The organism is Halomonas sp. AOP43-D1-4, from assembly GCF_052446175.1.
Lineage (GTDB): Bacteria > Pseudomonadota > Gammaproteobacteria > Pseudomonadales > Halomonadaceae > Vreelandella > Vreelandella citrativorans.
Map to the genome: position 1 here is coordinate 1 of NZ_JBQSVY010000008.1, position 16,711 is coordinate 16,711.

14 protein-coding genes are annotated in these 16,711 nt (G+C 52.6%); 10 read left to right on the forward strand and 4 right to left on the reverse strand.

Annotated elements, in window-relative coordinates:
• Nucleotides 1–311 precede the first annotated feature (311 nt).
• The 3 genes from ACT3RQ_RS09905 to ACT3RQ_RS09915 all read left to right on the forward strand — a co-directional run bounded on the left by ACT3RQ_RS09905 (nt 312) and on the right by ACT3RQ_RS09915 (nt 4,658).
• A complete protein-coding gene (locus tag ACT3RQ_RS09905; protein WP_406565430.1) occupies nt 312–635 on the forward strand; it encodes a septal ring lytic transglycosylase RlpA family protein in 324 nt (107 codons plus the stop codon).
• Nucleotides 636–896: 261 nt separating this feature from the next.
• Entirely contained in the window at nt 897–1,901 is a 1,005-nt protein-coding gene (locus ACT3RQ_RS09910) for an NADP-dependent oxidoreductase (RefSeq protein ID WP_444631407.1), read from the forward strand.
• 237 nt (nt 1,902–2,138) lie between these two features.
• The gene (locus ACT3RQ_RS09915) at nt 2,139–4,658 is read left to right on the forward strand and encodes a glucose/quinate/shikimate family membrane-bound PQQ-dependent dehydrogenase (protein WP_444680383.1); all 2,520 of its coding nucleotides are present in this window, start codon (nt 2,139–2,141) and stop codon (nt 4,656–4,658) included.
• A gap of 104 nt (nt 4,659–4,762) precedes the next feature.
• Here ACT3RQ_RS09915 and ACT3RQ_RS09920 read toward each other — a convergent pair whose 3' ends face one another.
• Entirely contained in the window at nt 4,763–6,829 is a 2,067-nt protein-coding gene (locus tag ACT3RQ_RS09920) for a TonB-dependent receptor family protein (protein WP_444680384.1), read from the reverse strand.
• Nucleotides 6,830–7,129: 300 nt separating this feature from the next.
• On the opposite strand from ACT3RQ_RS09920, the gene ACT3RQ_RS09925 reads away from it, so the two are divergent.
• The 6 genes from ACT3RQ_RS09925 to ACT3RQ_RS09950 all read left to right on the forward strand — a co-directional run bounded on the left by ACT3RQ_RS09925 (nt 7,130) and on the right by ACT3RQ_RS09950 (nt 12,417).
• Nucleotides 7,130–7,192 (forward strand): YqaE/Pmp3 family membrane protein, encoded by a 63-nt coding sequence (locus tag ACT3RQ_RS09925; protein WP_444680479.1) that lies wholly within the window; start codon nt 7,130–7,132, stop codon nt 7,190–7,192.
• 179 nt (nt 7,193–7,371) lie between these two features.
• Entirely contained in the window at nt 7,372–8,346 is a 975-nt protein-coding gene (locus tag ACT3RQ_RS09930; protein WP_444680385.1) for a GlxA family transcriptional regulator, read from the forward strand.
• 186 nt (nt 8,347–8,532) lie between these two features.
• Nucleotides 8,533–9,519, forward strand: coding sequence for a TRAP transporter substrate-binding protein (locus tag ACT3RQ_RS09935; RefSeq protein ID WP_444680386.1), 987 nt, complete (start codon nt 8,533–8,535; stop codon nt 9,517–9,519).
• Between the two features lie 59 nt (nt 9,520–9,578).
• Complete coding sequence (locus tag ACT3RQ_RS09940; protein ID WP_444680387.1) at nt 9,579–10,076, forward strand: TRAP transporter small permease; 498 nt, start codon at nt 9,579–9,581, stop codon at nt 10,074–10,076.
• The gene (locus tag ACT3RQ_RS09945) at nt 10,073–11,353 is read left to right on the forward strand and encodes a TRAP transporter large permease (protein WP_444680388.1); all 1,281 of its coding nucleotides are present in this window, start codon (nt 10,073–10,075) and stop codon (nt 11,351–11,353) included. The genes ACT3RQ_RS09940 and ACT3RQ_RS09945 overlap by 4 nt, the downstream gene beginning before the upstream one ends.
• 47 nt (nt 11,354–11,400) lie before the next feature.
• On the forward strand, nt 11,401–12,417 hold the full coding sequence (locus ACT3RQ_RS09950) for a proline racemase family protein (RefSeq protein ID WP_444680389.1): 1,017 nt from the start codon (nt 11,401–11,403) through the stop codon (nt 12,415–12,417).
• A gap of 93 nt (nt 12,418–12,510) precedes the next feature.
• Here the strand turns inward: ACT3RQ_RS09950 and ACT3RQ_RS09955 are convergent, their stop codons facing one another.
• The 3 genes from ACT3RQ_RS09955 to ACT3RQ_RS09965 all read right to left on the reverse strand — a co-directional run bounded on the left by ACT3RQ_RS09955 (nt 12,511) and on the right by ACT3RQ_RS09965 (nt 15,399).
• Nucleotides 12,511–12,984, reverse strand: a complete 474-nt coding sequence (locus ACT3RQ_RS09955) for a nucleoside deaminase (protein ID WP_192526637.1) — start codon at nt 12,982–12,984, stop codon at nt 12,511–12,513.
• Between the two features lie 34 nt (nt 12,985–13,018).
• Nucleotides 13,019–14,281, reverse strand: coding sequence for a dicarboxylate/amino acid:cation symporter (locus ACT3RQ_RS09960; RefSeq protein ID WP_444680390.1), 1,263 nt, complete (start codon nt 14,279–14,281; stop codon nt 13,019–13,021).
• A gap of 230 nt (nt 14,282–14,511) precedes the next feature.
• The gene (locus ACT3RQ_RS09965; protein ID WP_444680391.1) at nt 14,512–15,399 is read right to left on the reverse strand and encodes a helix-turn-helix transcriptional regulator; all 888 of its coding nucleotides are present in this window, start codon (nt 15,397–15,399) and stop codon (nt 14,512–14,514) included.
• A gap of 137 nt (nt 15,400–15,536) precedes the next feature.
• Here ACT3RQ_RS09965 and ACT3RQ_RS09970 point away from each other — a divergent pair, with 137 nt between their 5' ends.
• Nucleotides 15,537–16,700 carry an MFS transporter gene (locus ACT3RQ_RS09970; RefSeq protein WP_444680392.1) on the forward strand — a complete coding sequence of 388 codons (1,164 nt, stop codon included), beginning with the start codon at nt 15,537–15,539 and terminating at the stop codon, nt 16,698–16,700.
• The last annotated feature ends 11 nt before the right edge of the window (nt 16,701–16,711 follow it).

A 16,711-nucleotide genomic window follows, 5' to 3' on the forward strand; every position in this document is an offset into this window, starting at 1 on the left:
AGTAAAATGCTCAATGAGCGGTATCATTTTAATGTACCAGAAGAACTTTACTTATATTCCGACATCTCCCGTTAACCCCCTGAAATGCAAGGTCATAACGGGAACATCAAAAAACACGTAACTTTGGGGCCAATTGTACCGAACGTCTTAAAGCTTGCTGACTCTGAAAGAGCGCGTTACCATCCCTTCGCCTATCCGGCACCTCATTGATGCTTGCGAGACTCTCGACCGACACGAATAACTGAGGTACTCCAATGGGAGCCCCTACACGACTATTTCGAACGAGTTGTTTAGCTGTCCTGCTTATCGCCATGACAGCAAATAGCGCGTTTGCCAACGACACAGATACACAGGAAGGCGTTGCTTCCTACTACAGTGATCGCTTTCAAGGCGCGCTCACTGCCAGCGGAGAAGCGTTTGACCAGCAGGCACTCACCGCTGCTCATCCTAGCTTACCGTTTGGGACGAAAGTGCTGGTAACCCGCCCTGATACAGGGCAAGAAGTAGAAGTGCTGATCAATGACCGCGGCCCCTTTGTAAAAGGGCGGATTATTGATCTATCCAAACGAGCAGCACGCACACTGGGCATGCTAAACCAGGGAGTAGCCCCGGTTATGGTAACGTTGCTGGATTAACGGATAGCACACCCCCTAAGTGTGTGGTACCCCTTAGCCGCTCAACGACACATCACTTCTGTTATTCGCTGAATCCTACAGGGCGCTCATTTGAGCGCCCTGTTTTTTTATCTCCTGTTCTTGCCTGGTGTTTTAGATGCTTGGCTTACCGCATAAATGACTTCAAAAAAAAACGAACTTGCGCGCAAGGTAATGATCTCTATGCTTCAAGTACATCTGTTTCAAGTACGTTAATACGCTTTCACGTGACTGGAGGTATGCATGAAGTCTCATTTCTTTACCCTCACCGATTACCCCAACGGCTTACCCGAACGTGAACTGTTCACTCTGGACTCCCAATCACTTCCTGATCTCAGCCCAGGTGAAGTGCGTATTCGCAACCGCTGGCTCTCGGTAGACCCCTACATGCGCGGCCGTATGAGCGGGCAACATACGTATGTCGCACCGTTCAGGCTGGGTCAGCCGATGGAAGGTGGCGCAATAGGCGAAGTGATTGCCTCCAGCGATGAACGCTTAAAAGAGGGCGATATTGTTAGCCATATGGGTGGCTGGCGCGATATCGCTCAGATCTCTTCATCAGGCGTTTATCCACTACCCAACGCTGATGTACCCGAGCAGGCATATCTTGGGGTATTGGGCATGCCTGGCATGACTGCCTGGACCGGCCTTAACCGCATTGCCGAGTGCCGCCCTGGCGACAATGTGTTGGTAAGTGCTGCCAGCGGTGCGGTGGGCTCACTAGTGGTTCAACTTGCCAAGGCCAAGGGTTGTCACGTGGTCGGTATTGCAGGTGCAGCGCATAAGCTTGCGTGGCTTGAGTCGTTGGGTGTTGAGCCCGTTAGCTACCGCGACCGCAGCGCTCACGAGTTAAGCGATGCGATACAGCTGGCCAGCCCCGAAGGCATTGACGTTTATTTTGAAAATGTGGGAGGCATTTGCCTGGAAGCCGCATTAAGCCAGCTAAATGAAGGCGCTCGTATTGCGGTCTGCGGCATGATCGGAAGTTATAACGCCGAAAAACCCACGCCAGGCCCCAGCAATCTGTCTCAAATGGTGGTACGCAAAGCGAAGATGCAAGGATTTATTGTGGCAGACCATTGGGATCACTACCCTGAGTTCCTCAAGGAAGTGGCTCCCCAGGTAACGGCGGGTAAAATTGATTACAAGGAAACGGTTAAAGAGGGCCTGGAGGGCACACCGGAGGCGTTTTTGGAGCTGTTCAAAGGTGGTAATACTGGCAAGATGCTAGTGGCACTAGAGCGCTAACACCGTGTTAGAATGAATAAATAGTAGCAACACACCATGGCCACGCTATCTTTATAGCGTGGCTTTTTTATGCGCTATCCAACGCCGTTTGATCAGTTCACATCCATTACTGGTACTTTCGGCGCAGCTCAGTCACCTGTTTGATGGGTAAACCCCGTCGGAGCCGGTACCAAGCCTAGCCATCAACAGCTATCAAACGTAATAAGCTGTCAATCGTAATAAACAGGGGGAACACTCATGGATGAAAATACACGAGCACGTGGGAAATGGCCTGCCTTACTGCTAGGCCTCTTACTGATTGTTGCAGGCCTGGCGTTAGCGGTAGGCGGCGGCAAACTCATTAGCCTCGGCGGCAGTGCCTACTATTTGATCGTTGGCATTGGCATTACCGCCACCGGTATTTTACTCGCTATGCGCAGGGGCGCTGCCCTTTGGCTTTATGCGCTAATTTTAATAGCGACGCTGCTTTGGGCACTGTGGGAAGTTGGCCTGGATTGGTGGCAGTTGGTTCCCCGCGTCGCCATTCTTGCGCTCATCGGCATCATCATGCTGCTTCCCTGGTGGCGAAAGCCGCTTCGTTCACGAGGCGGCAGCCTTGCGCTGAGCGCCAGCATTGCAGCCGCTATAGTGGTGGCTATCGCCAGCCAATTTGATGACCCCACGACCATTGATGGCACGCTTGCCAATAACAGCACGTCGGGTAGTGAGAGCGTCAACCCCGCCCAGGTAGCAGGCGATGACTGGCCCGCCTATGGCGGCACCAACGCGGGTACGCACTACTCATCGTTAAGTCAAATCACCCCTGAAAATATTGGCCAACTGGAAGAAGTATGGCGTATTCAGACCGGTGACCAGGCGGGCCCCGACGCCCCTCCCGAAATTACCAACCAGAATACGCCGTTAAAAGCTAACGACAGTCTGTATATCTGTACCTCTCACAGCCGCGCTATGGCGCTTTCCCCCGAAACCGGTGAAACCCTGTGGGAGTTTGACCCGCAAATCAGCACCCAGGGCGCCGACGACTTCTCGGGCTGGGCGCACATGACCTGCCGAGGCCTTGCGTACTACGATGCTGCCAACTACGCAGACAGCGGTACAGATGATGCGAGCGAAGCAGGCGTTCAGGCGTCTGAACTCTTTGCGGATGCCAGCGCCTTTGATATCGACGTTGCTATTCTTAGTGGTTTGACTGAAACCGCTGCAGGTGATGCCGACAATGCGCCCTCGGCAATTATTAGCCAAACCGATGTGATGTGCCCGCGCCGTCTTTACCTGCCCACCGCCGATGCCCGCCTGATCGCCCTGAATGCCGACACCGGTGAGCCGTGCGAAGGGTTTGGGGTAAACGGCGAAGTTGATCTAACCCGCAACATCGGCAGCTTCAACCCAGGCGGCTACTACTCCACCTCCCCCGCCACCGTGACCGAGAACCTGGTCATCCTGGGCGGCCACGTGACGGATAACAGCTCAACCGATGAGCCGTCAGGCGTTATCCGCGCCTTTGATGTGCGCACTGGCGAGCTGGTATGGAACTGGGATAGCGGCAACCCGGAAGAAACAGAACCGCTTGCCGATGACGAAACCTACACGCGCAACTCGCCCAACGTATGGGCGCCCATTAGCGTTGATGAAACGCTGGGACTGGTGTACCTGCCGATGGGCAATGCAACGCCCGACCAGTATGGCGCGGACCGTACCGAAAACGATGAAATCTACAGCGCAGGCTTGGTGGCGCTTGAACTCGAAACCGGCCAGGTTGCTTGGGTCTATCAGTTCGTTCATCACGACCTGTGGGATATGGATATGCCCGCTCAACCCGTACTGATTGATTTGGCGACCAGTGACGGCGTTCAACCCGCGGTGATTCAGCCGACAAAGCAGGGCAGCCTTTACGTGCTTAACCGGGAAACCGGCGAAGCGATCGTGCCGATTGAAGAAATCCCTGCGCCCCAGGGCGCCATTGAAGGCGACTGGACAGCAGAAACTCAGCCGCGTTCGGCACTCAATCTGCTACCCCCACCGCTAACCGAGCGCGACATGTGGGGTGCATCACCGTTTGATCAAATGATGTGCCGTATTCAATTCAACTCACTGCGCTATGAAGGCCAGTACACGCCCCCCTCGCTTGAAGGCAGTATCATCTACCCGGGCAACGTCGGGGTGATGAACTGGGGCGGCGTTGCGGTTGACCCTGAGCGCCAAGCGCTCTTCACCGGGGCCAAGTACTTGGCATTTATCTCGCGCTTGATTCCTCGTGATGAGGTTGAAGAAGGCCAGGGGTCTGCCAGCGAACAAGGGCTACAGCCAAACGCAGGAGCCCCGTACGCCGTTGAACTAGGGCCGCTGCTGTCGATATTTGATTTGCCCTGCCAGGCACCGCCTTGGGGCGATGTAGCGGGTATCGATCTGCAAAATGCCGAGGTCGTGTGGAAGCACCGCAACGGCACTACGCGTGACAGCATGCCCTTTGATTTGCCGATTGGTTTGCCGGTGGGTGTTCCGGCACTAGGCGGCCCGCTCTCCACCGCCAGCGGCGTTGTCTTTATGTCGGGCACGCTGGACCAGTATCTGCGTGGTTACGACATCACCACGGGCGAAGAGCTCTTTAAAGCACGCTTGCCCGCCGGTGGCCAAGCCACTCCCATGACCTATACCGGCGCCGATGGCCGTCAGTACGTGGTGGTCACGGCGGGTGGTCACGGCACTTTCGGAACTAAAATGGGCGATTACGTTATCGGGTACGCACTACCTGAATAAGCGTTTACTCATCGTCTCGTCATAACACAGCGGGCAGCCCTTGGGCTGCCCGCTGTCGTTACAGTGTAGTGGCCACTACCGAAGCCTTTGCCTATACCACGGGCTTAGAAGCGCATCTCTACCCCACCGTAAACGCTGCGCCCCGGTGCCGGTTCATAGTAACGACCATAGGTGCCGTTCAAGCGGACGTTGGCATAGTGCTCTTGATCAAACAGGTTACGCACGCCCACATAAGCGTTTAAGCGTGTATCGCGTCCCAGTTGCCAACCATCCCCCGCGCGAAGGTTCACCAGCCAGTAGCTATCTATATCGGTTTCATTAGCGTTATCAGCGACCATATCTCCCGTGTACTGCGTTTCAAGCGTGGCAAAACGGTGCGCTGAGCTCTCCCAGGTGAGCTGATTGACCCAGGTTTGCTCCGGCAAGCCGGGGATACGCTTGCCATCAAAGCGCTCATCAGGCGTGGAAAACCGGTCAAACTCATAGCGCGCCAGCGTCAACGCACTGTCTAGCCGCCACTGATCGGCAAGCTGCCAGCCCAGCGCTACTTCCAGGCCGTCCCGATTGGTATCGCCCGCATTTTGATAGAAGGTACGCCCGCCATCGTCATAAGGCACTAGCTCATCACGCACACGTACCGAGAACAGAGCAACGTCGTAATCCATCGCTAGCGGCTCAATATACCCGCGCATACCCACTTCACGGTTCCAGGCCTTTTGCGGCTCAATAGATGGGTTAAAGCCACCGCCTGCCGGGTTAGCAAACTCAGCGAACGTAGGCGTTTCAAAGGCAGTCCCGGTATTGATATACACCTGATGCTGAGGACGATAGCGATAGCTAAGCCCGGCAGAGCCGCTCCACTCGTTATAGGTACGCTCACCGCTTTGGTCACCATCTTCATCGGCGATATATCGGTCATCTATATCCAGTTCCACACGGTCAAACCGCGCACCTAACGAAAGCGTTACCTGCTCGGTGATATCCAAGTCGCCCTGAGCAAAAACACCCGCCGACGTGGCCTTTTGGGTTTCATCCGCCACTTGATCACCTACCGCGCCCTGGGCGTTCACATCATTACGGAAGCGATCATCGCTCTGGCGCGCGACATCAACCCCCGCGACATAGCTCAGCGGCAGCTCGCCCAGGGTAATATCATGATGGTATTCAGCGCTGGCGCCCATGTAATCACGCTTATACCCTAATCGGCTGTCGCCCACGTAGGGCAACTGCTGCTCAAAATCGCGTCGCGCAATGAACCCTTTAAGGTAGAGTTCACCCGGGCCTGCAGCCAAATCTTCATACTGCAAACCAACTAGCTGCTGATCAACCTTCTGGTGTGAATCTAAACGTGTTGGAGAATAAAATCCCGAGTCAACCGTACCTTTAGGATTATCCATAGCTGCTCCAAGCGTCAGCCCACCGGGATCTTCCGAGCGCGGGTTTTCCAACAGGTTTACAATCGCGGTTAGAACACGCTCGCTACCCAGCTCCCGGCGTAGCTTGGCATTCAACAAATACTTTTCAGTAGAGCTCTGATCGCGATAGCCATCCATGTTCAAGGCTGAAAAACTGACGTGGTGTGACCATTCCCCTTGGGCGCCACCGGTTTGCAGGGCAGCTTTACGATACCCATCACTGCCTACCCCTACTCGCAGCCGTGTACCTGGATTATCACGCCCGTCAGCGGTCGTCACATCAATCACCCCACCGGCGGCATTGCCATAAAGCACCGAGGAAGGCCCACGAATCACCTCAATGCGCTCGGCGCTGTCCAGATCAATGGCATCCAACTGCGCTTGGCCATCGGGCAAGGTATAAGGAATGCCATCAACCATCACCGTAATACCACGCACGCCAAACGGCGCACGCGCACCAAAGCCACGTATTGCAATACGCTGGCCCTGGGCAAAATTATCCCGGTTTTGTACAAACACACCCGGCACGCGTACCAAAGACTCATCCAACCGCACACGCTGCTGGCCCTGAGCAATGGCGTCTCGATCCAGAATAGAAACCGCAGCCGGTGTGGCATAAAGCTCACGTGCTAAACGGGGTGCACTCACTTCAACGGTGGGCAGCGCTTGGGTAGATACTGGCTCGGCTTGTGCCCAAAGCGGGCCAGAAACAGCGCAGCTTGCAAGTAGTAGTGATGGCGGTAGTAACTTATACATGGATTCCCTTCCCCGTTTTTCTGATAAAAAATGATAGTTAAGGATGTTGAAAAAAAGCGTTAATTAAAGATAGAAATAACGCCGCAGATGACAATTCATATCTGCAATACGCCCATCTTGGCTAATCAGAAAATGTGGGCATAACTTCTACACTGATACAGTCGCAAGCTATTTAAGCAAAGGAGGTTTTATGGCGTTGACAGCAACGGATCCGATCAAGATGATTTTTGCCATCATCCTGCCTCCGTTAGGTGTGTTTTAAGAGGTTGCCTAAAAAGACATTTTTGGCTAAATACCATCCTGACACTGTTTGGCTTTACCCCCGGCATCATTCACGCGCTTTATGTGATCTTAACGCACTGAATTTCAGATATTATATAGTAAAACAGACACTTAACGATCAACCTCTTTAGCGACAATAGACTCGATTTTATTACAGCGTCTATTCGTTTACATAAGATGGTCGAACCCTGGTACTGTTGGCAAGCTCAATGCATACTTTATGAAGTAGTGTCTGTAAACCTTACATGAGCCGCCTTCATATGCTGCAAAGACGTCGTCCCCCTTTACGCGTCGGATTTATCCTGCTTCCGTTATTCACCATGAACGCGTTTGCCGGTTTTATCGATTCATTACGCTTGGCAGCCGATAAAGGAGGACGAAGTCGTCAAATCCATTGCAGTTGGCAAATCATGGGACCAGGCCCTGTGGTCTCAAGCTGTGGCTTAGAAGCCCACCCACAAATACCTTACCGTGAGCCCCATGAATTCACGCATATTGCCGTTTGCGGTGGCAATAACTATCTCAATCCTCATGAAGATAAAGCACTCAGCCACTACTTAAAAGAAGCCCAAAAACAAGGAGTAAAACTTGTTGGTGTTTGCACTGGCACGTTTGCAATCGCCCGTGCGGGCTTACTGAGAGGGCAGCGAGTATGTGTACACTGGAACGTGATCAACGATTTTCGGCAGCAGTTCCCAAAAATCGAGGCCACACCTGATCGAATATTTTTAGAGTCCGCCAGCGTTATCACTTGTGCGGGCTCATCAGGCGCAACAGATATGGCGCTTCATCTAATCCATCGAACATGTGGTCCAGAAAAAGCCCAGCAGGCTATTCGTCATATGATGCTGAATGGCATGCGGACATCGAACTCACCCCAAACGCATTTCTTCGAAGCTATTCAAGAAATTCGCGATGAGCGCGTTCGAGTAGCCGTACTTGCCATGGAGCAATCATTAAACACACGCCTAAATACTTGTGATCTAGCCAAGCGTATCAATTTGAGCCCTAGACAGCTTGATCGGCTGTTTCGTCAAGAGCTTAAAACTACGCCAATGCGCTATTTTAAAATCATGCGTCTGCGCTATGCAGAATGGCTTCTGCATCACACTGATAGTTCAATTTCCGAAATTGCGGCAGACTGTGGTTTCTCCGATGCGGCCCATCTAGCGCGGGACTTTCAAGCACATTACGCTTGCACTCCCAGTCAATCTCGTCGGCAAGAAAATACGTAAACCGCTTCAACATCAACTTTCAAATACTAATTTTTTAATCGTTTTAACAATCAAAACTTGTCTAAATAATTCAATTTTTTGTCTATTACATTCTATAAATAACGCCAACGTAACTCTACTCTAGATACACGTGATCATAAAGGTCCGTGACATGACTCCAGCAAAAACAACCTCCGGAGCGTCACCATGAAAGCACTTTTCCCTGCACGGCATATCGTTTCTTGCATTATAGGGCTCGGTTTAACAAGCCATGTCGCTGCCGCCGAAATAGAACTTCGAGCAGCGACTATCGGTAGTCAGCAAGGCATTCAAATGGCGGGATTAAATGCCTTGGCTGACTACGTTAGCGAAGCTACCAATAATAACGTCGACATTAAACGTTTTGACTCGGGTTCACTCGGCGACCAAGTGAGCAATATTGAAGCAATCGATACGCGATTATTAGACATAGCCACTATTGAAACACCGATTACTACCATTGATGAAGACATGGGCATTCTTTCTCTTCCTTATCTCTTCAGAGACCGAGAACATGTGCGCAATGTGCTAGGTGGTGAAATCGGTGAAGAATTAAGAGATACGCTTCAAAAACAAGGCTATCGCATTATTGGGTTCTATGAAGGTGGTTTTCGTCATATTACCAACAATCGGCATGCCATTGAAAAACCCGAGGATCTTAATGGGCTAAGGATCCGTACACCAGGTAGCCGCCAGCGTGTCGAAATGTTTAATGCTTATGGCGCTAACGCTTCCCCACTTCCTTATCCAGAACTTTACTCTGCACTTCAAACCGGAGTGTTTGATGGCCAAGAAAACCCTCTGGTTGAAGTAGAGGCTAGTCGCTTTTACGAAGTGCAAGATTATCTCTCGCTCTCTGGTCATGTTTACACCGTTGGTTTTCTACTGATGAACGAATCGCGCTTTCAAGACCTTGATGCCAACGTACAGCAAGCTCTACTTGAAGGTGGAGAGCAAGCATTCGAAGCCACCACTAATTTTGGAGAGCAGGCCGATCAAAGTGTCGTGGAGCTTGTAAAAGGAAGTGGCATGGAAGTTAACAGTGTTGATACCGATGCCTTTATAACAGCCTCTCAACCGCTCTGGGATTCTTTTACTGACGATCTTTCTCAAGAAGCGCAAGACCTGGTACAACGCATCGCTGACCTACCTTAAAACAGAGCATTCTTCCCGGCGGGCGCTTCTTGCCCGCCGCTACTCCCAGGAGCACTACCATGCTTGATCGTTTTTTTGAAGCGGTCGCGGCACTGCTGTTGGCTGCCATTACTCTCCTGGCGTTAGCGTCAGTGGCTGCGCGCTACCTTCTCAATGCTTCGCTATCATGGAGCGCTGAAGTTTTAGTAGGCCTGCTAGTCTACGTCACCTTTTTCTGCGGTTATCTCGCACTCCGTCAGGGCGCCCATCTGCGCATTGATGTTATCGCAGCTTTACTCCCCTATCGAGGACAATGGATTCTTTTCTTCATAAATCAAGCGCTTATTTGTTTGGTTTGCATCATCATGGTTGTGTGGGGCCTTGAGCAAACGCTGACTTTTTCAAACCGCACCACGCTCATGCTAGGTGCTCCTCAATGGTTATTCTATTCCGCAGTGCCTATCTCCGGCGCAGGCATGTTGCTGGAGTTACTTCGCCAGTGTTTCGTTGCCGCTAAAGCGAAGATACCTCCCTATGAAGCTGCACGAAGATATGCATTGGAGGAACCAGAACTATGATGTTACTGATAATACTACTCGCGCTTTTAACGTTGATTGGTCTAGCGATGCCGATCGCCTTTGCGTTAACGCTTGTCTCTATCGGCGTGCTGGCTTTTGCGGGCGTCGATATGCTGGTACTGGTGCAACGTTTATATAGAGGTACTGAGTCTTTTCCGCTGTTGGCAGTTCCTCTGTTCATTCTTGCGGGCCAAATAATGAACCACAGTGGCATTTCAGCACGGCTGGTGGATTTGGCTAGATCAATGGTAGGGGCCATACGCGGTGGGCTAGCAGCGGTTAATATTTTAACGTCCATGTTCTTCGCAGGCATGAGCGGCACTTCCATGTCAGATACGGCTGCCGTAGGCGGCGTCATGATACCTCAGATGGTCAAACGAGGTTATTCCGCCCCTTTTACTGCCGCAGTAACTGCCTCATCTTCCACCATAGGCATTATTATTCCTCCTAGCGTTCCAATGGTGTTGTTGAGTGCTTATATGGGTCTTTCAACAGGTGCTTTATTTGCTGCGGGGCTTGTTTCAGGTCTTGTCATCGCCATCGGCCTGATCCTAATGGCGTGGTGGATATCGGTAAAGCGCCAATACCCTATTGAAGAAGCCTTCTCGCTCAAACATCTTGGTAGTAGCTTTATAAGCGCCTTCCCAGCGCTCCTGATGCCGGTGATTATTCTTGGGGGCATTCTTGGAGGTATTTTCACACCGACAGAAGCCTCTGCGATAGCGGTCGCTTACGGCATTTTTGCAGGCATGGTTCTTTACCGTTCGCTTTCGCCTAAAGCGCTTTACCGGGCACTGGTTGAAAGTGCCGTGCTAACCGGTGCGGTTATGTTTGTAACTGCAGCGGCACATACACTCGGCTATACCTTCACTTATCAAAGCCTGGGGCAGTTAGTCCTCGGTCCAATCGCAGCCCTGGATATGGGGCCTATCGGTTTCTTACTGATATTGAGCCTTGTATTGATCATTGCCGGCACTTTCCTTGATGGCATCGCCATGATGTTCATAGTGGTGCCACTGTTTCTACCAAGTGTTCAATTACTGGGAATAGATCCTCTCCAGTTCGCCATGGTGGTCATCCTTTGCTGGGGCATCGGTCAGCAAACACCACCCGTTGGGGCCGCCTTGTTTATTACTAGCGTGATATCACGTGTCGATGTCATCCGCATTACCTATGCCAACTTGCCCTTCATTGCCGTCATGCTGGCGGTATTGATTGCCGTGATCGTCTGGCCTGCTGGCATGGTCATGAGCGTACCCCGCTGGTTTGGCCTTTAACCCAATATTAATATATTCAACAACGCAGTTCAGAGGAAGAAGCAACCATGAACAACCAACAATTTCTTGATGTTATCTATACCCATACTGAAGGCGAGCCAACCTGCATCGTACATGCGGGTATCCCCTACCCGTTTGGCAGCAATATCTTGGCTAAACGCACTTATTTAAAGACGCATCATGACCATGTCCGCACAAGTTTGATGCGTGAACCTCGCGGTCATCAGCACATGTTTGGTGTTTTTCTTACTCCACCTTCTGACGAACATCATGATGCAGGTATGCTGTGGATGGATGGCGAACAGTTCGTCGACATGTGTGGACATGGCACTATAGCGCTTTCCATGGCAATGGTTTCTCACCGTTTGGCGCCGCCAGCACAAGAAGATGGCATTACCCGCATCCGGTTTGAAACCACTGCGGGCACCGTCGTATCGGAGGTCAAGGCTGACGCCGACAAAGTGCATTGGACTCGCTTTGAGAACGTTCCCGCTTTCGTAATGGAACAGGATATTCCCATCGAAGTTCCAGGCCTAGGGACACTTAAAGCCGACTTGGTATTCGGTGGTAACTTCTTTGCCATCATTCGCATTCCCTCTGATAAGCAGCCAATCTGCCCTGAAAATGGTAGCTATTTCTCGATGGCAGGAGAGGCGGTTAAGGCGGAGGTTAATAAGCGCATGTCGATCCGCCATCCTGTTCACTCTCATATTAATGGGCTGAACTTCGTTACGTTCTGGCACGAAGGAACACACCCAGACTCACTTTACCGTAATGTTCATGTGTTCTCAGGCGGTAAGCTAGACCGCTCGCCTGGCGGCACGGGAACCAGTGCAATGATGGCAATGTTTCATGCAAGAAACGAACTTGAAGAGGGCAAGGAAATTTACTCTGAGGGCCTATTGGGCAGCGGTCGTTTCATCGGCAAAATATTAGGAAAAACCGATATTGGAGGATATGCCGCTATTCGACCTAGCGTGCAAGGCACGGCCGAACTCATCGGTTACGCCAAATGGCTGATTGACGAGCGTGATTCCGTCGGCAAGGGTTTTGTAATTCGTTAAAGAGGCCTTCCCCCCGTACATCGCGCTTCGGGGGGAAGGTAAATTGCAGTGATCGTTTGGTGTTGAAATCTCCGGCTCTTTTGTTGCTACTCGCTAAACGGCATGGCGCCGTTGGTGCAGCGCATGGACCTTTTCATCCCACCCCGCTAACGGGCCTGCTACTTCAAGTCCTGGCACAATGTGCTGAATAGGGAAGGAGGCTACCGCAGGTGGTGCGACGCCCAGGTCATTTAGCCAACGCCCTAACTGTTCAGATGAGCTGATATAAACGATCCGGCCAAGCCCTGCCCAACCATGCGCGGCTGCGCACATGGCGCAGTGCTCACCTGTGGTATACACCGTTGCCTTAGCGCGCGCCTCTGGCGTCATGTGTTGTGCTGCCCAACGTGCCAGCGTGAACTCGGGATGCTGCGTCACGTCACCGCTGACAATTCGGTTACGGTCCTCGGCAAGAATATCTCCTTGTGCACTTACCAGCACGCTACCAAAGGGTTCATCGCCCGCATCAAGGGCTTCTTCAGCCAGCTCAATGGCACGGGTCAAGTAAGTGAGTTCCTGGTCATTCATCCCGGCGTCTCCTGTCGATTAATGGCCTTGCTCGTTACTCTTTCACTGTGGAAGATATATCGTCTAAAGGCACGTCTTTCTGTTTGCCTTCTTCACTTTTGGCGATCACCGCCGTGCCCACTAAATCACCGGTTACGTTCAGGGCAGTGGCGCCCATTCCTACCAGCGCATCAATAGCGGTTAACAGTACGACGGTTTCGATAGGCAGCCCTACCTGAGCAAACACGGTGGCAATCATGATGATACCCGCCCCCGGTACGCCCGCAGTGCCAACTGAAATCAGCGTACCGATCACTACAATCTGCGCCATGCTGGCAAGATCCAGCGGTGCGCCGATCACATTGGCAGCAAACACAGCGGAAATAGCGATCCGGATCGCCGCGCCATCCATGTTCATGGTCGCTCCCAGCGGCAGGCTAAACCCATACACCCCTTGCGCGATGCCCATACGGCGGGCGGCATCCATGGTCAGTGGCAGCACACCCGCGCTACTTTGCGTGGCAAACGCCGTGGCCATCGGCGTACGCGCCTCCCGAAAAAAGCGGCGCAGTTTCACTCCCAAAAGCCGCATGATGACACAGTAAATCGCCAGTTGAACGGCCAGGGCAATGTAAAGCACCATGACCATGTCACCCAACGACAGTAACGTTTCAAGCCCCTGCTGGCTGACGGTTTCCGCCACGATAGCGAATACCCCAATCGGTACGACATGCAGCACGCCCGACATCACCTTCAGCGTCACGGCATTCAAGCCTTCGATCATTTCATACAACCGCTCAGCGCTTTTGCCGTGCGTTTCGCTTTGGCGCACCTTCATCAAAGCGACACCGAACACCAACGCAGTAAAAATGATGCCGAGCAGGTTCTGGTCAGCCAACGCGCCAATAATGTTGTTCGGTACGATATTAAGCAGTACATCAACGAGTCCCGGATTCTCCGGCACTGAGAAGCTCGCACTGTCATCCAGCGTCATGCCACTGCCTGGATTAAGCAGTGAGGCAACCGATAGCCCCACCACAATTGCGAACGCGGAAGAGGCCAAGTAATACAGCAGCACCTTTTGACCAACGCGGCCAACGCTGCCCACCGTTGACTGGTTGATACCGACCATCAGCGTAAACAGTACAATGGGTACAATTAGAAACGTCAGCAGACGCAGCAGTAGATCGCCGACCGGCGCCAGCCAAGTGGCGATGGTTTCCCCACCCAACAAACCCACCACCACACCCAGCAGCAACGCGATCGTGACACGTAGAATCAACGAAGAGCGCATATACCCTTTCAAAAGCGCCGCCATGTTAGTCACCTTTACCCAGAAAGCTCATTAGAGCCCGCCAACTGAAAACGTCACCCTACGGAGCCGGGGCTAAAATACAACGTTTATATGCCATCGGGCCTTCGAAACCCATTCAAGAAACGCCTGACGTGCACAGGGAACGCGTTCTTTAACCATTTACGAATAGATCACTATTATCTTTTAAGTGAACGTCCAGCCGCTGTCTATTGGAAAAAGCCTGGAACCACTCATTATGATGCTGGCGTGTGTGCGTCCAGAAGCCAGCGATTAAACGCCTCTTCGTTACCCATGCCATGGTTAGCAACGTCGTTTTCAGTGGCGCCGTCTTTAATAACGTAATAGACCAGCCGCAGGTGGCGGTCTTCGTCAACCAACAACGAGGTATGCTCAAAATCGAGCGCCCCTAACGGCGCGAAGTGAAAGTGTCGAACGCCATGGCAAGGTCCGTGGATATCCTGCCCTGCCCACCACGTTTTAAAATCCTTATCCACGTGGACCAGCATTTTGATCAACGCATTGATCGCCGGGTCTTCTGGCGCGCGGGCCGCATCGCGTTTAAAACTGGCGAGCATTTGGCGGGCCTGCACTTCCCAAGGGTCGAAAAGCCCGCGAGTGGCTGCATCGGTAAACAGTAGCCACAGAAGATTGCGCTGCTCCGGTGGATGTTTAGAGAAGCCAAACAGACGATCACCCGCGTGGTTCCAGGCCAGCACATCCCAGCGCAAATTCAACACGTAGGCAGGCCGAGTGGGTAAATCGTTCATCAGACGAAGTATCAAAGGCGGCACTATGCACCATGTTTTTCCCGGCTCAGCGGGGAGCCGTTGGTGCGCCAGCAAAAACAGATGGCGCCGCTCGGTGGCATCAAGCTTAAGCGTACGCGCAAGGCGGTCGAGGAAATCTGCCGAGGCGCGAATATCGCGCCCTTGCTCCAGCCACGTGTACCAGGTCAATCCAACCCCGGCGAGTGCCGCGACTTCCTCGCGGCGTAAGCCAGGCGTGCGCCGCCGCTTACCCACGGGTAAACCAACCTCTTCAGGTGTTACCTGCTCGCGTCGGCTACGCAGGAATTCCCCAAGCTCGGTGCGGGTGCGGTTTAAAGAACGTACTGCCGCCATCTTGTTGCCTTTAGTAATAGTATAAACAGTTAAATTGTACCCCCTTTAAAGCCTCTCCAGAATAGCGCACTCACCGCTTGGCAGCCGTCAGCAATAGATGCCTACCAAGTAACGTATGAGCCTGACTGGAGAACCTAATGGCATTTTCTTCTCGACTATCGATTTATTTAATTGCCTTGGGCGCCTTTTCTTTGGGGATGGCGTCTTATGTCACCGCAGGCCTTATTCCCCTGATTACTCCCGCTTTTTTAGTATCAGATGCAATGGCGGCACAACTGGTAACGGCATTTACACTGGCGTATGGCCTGGTTTCTCCCATCGTGGTCGCGCTCCTGCCAGGTCATCAGCAGCGCACAGGGTTAATCCTCGCATTGGCGATCTTCGTTGTTGCAAATGTTGCAAGCGCGCTGGCCACAAGCTTTGTCACGCTAATGGCTTGGCGAGCACTGGCTGGCGTGGGAGCTGGGGTTTATCTGGCGCTAGGAATTGCAGCCTCGGCGGCACTCGCACCTGAAGCGCAGCGCGGCAACGCCATTGCGATGATTATGGGCGGAATGGCGAGTGGCACCGTGCTTGGCGTACCGCTTAGCCTATTACTCGCAGAGCAACTGGGCTGGGCCTCGGCCATGTGGCTGATTGCACTGCTTGGCGCGATTTCCCTGGCAGGCCTGTACTACAAGCTCCCCGATATTCCCGAAGCGCCTTATATATCGTTGCGGCGCAAATTGGTCATCTTGAAGCACCCCACAACCATGACCATTTTAGCTGTCTCGCTGTTAGCTGCCGTAGCAAGTCTTGGGATGTATACCTTTATTTCACCGCTTATAGCAGCATCAACTTCTGGCAGCCCTCCCTCTATTGCACTTTATTTATGGGTTTGGGGCGTTGGCGGGATTTTGGGCAGCTTTTTAATTGGACCGGTTGTGGATAAGAGCCAAGGCTCCAGCGTTGTACTGACTATTATGCTGGTCTTGGCCGTTTCACTGATAAGCCTGCCAATTGCAGCAGCTCTGCATCCATGGCTTGCGCTTGTGCCTATCGCCCTATGGGGAGCCGTCGGCTGGGCGTTACAGGTGCCGCAAAATAACGCGCTAATGCACGTTCGCAAACCGCATGGCGATGGCAATCTCGCCGTGGCCCTGAACGAATCAGCGCTTTACCTGGGTAGCGCGATTGGGGCGGCGGTAGGCGGGCTTATGCTTGCCAGTGCCTTTCCTCTTTGGACGCTTGCGTTAAGTGCTGGTGCGCTTGCTGCAAGCGGTGCGTTATTGCAGCTCACCATGCACAAGCGCAGCCACTAAGTAATTAGTAT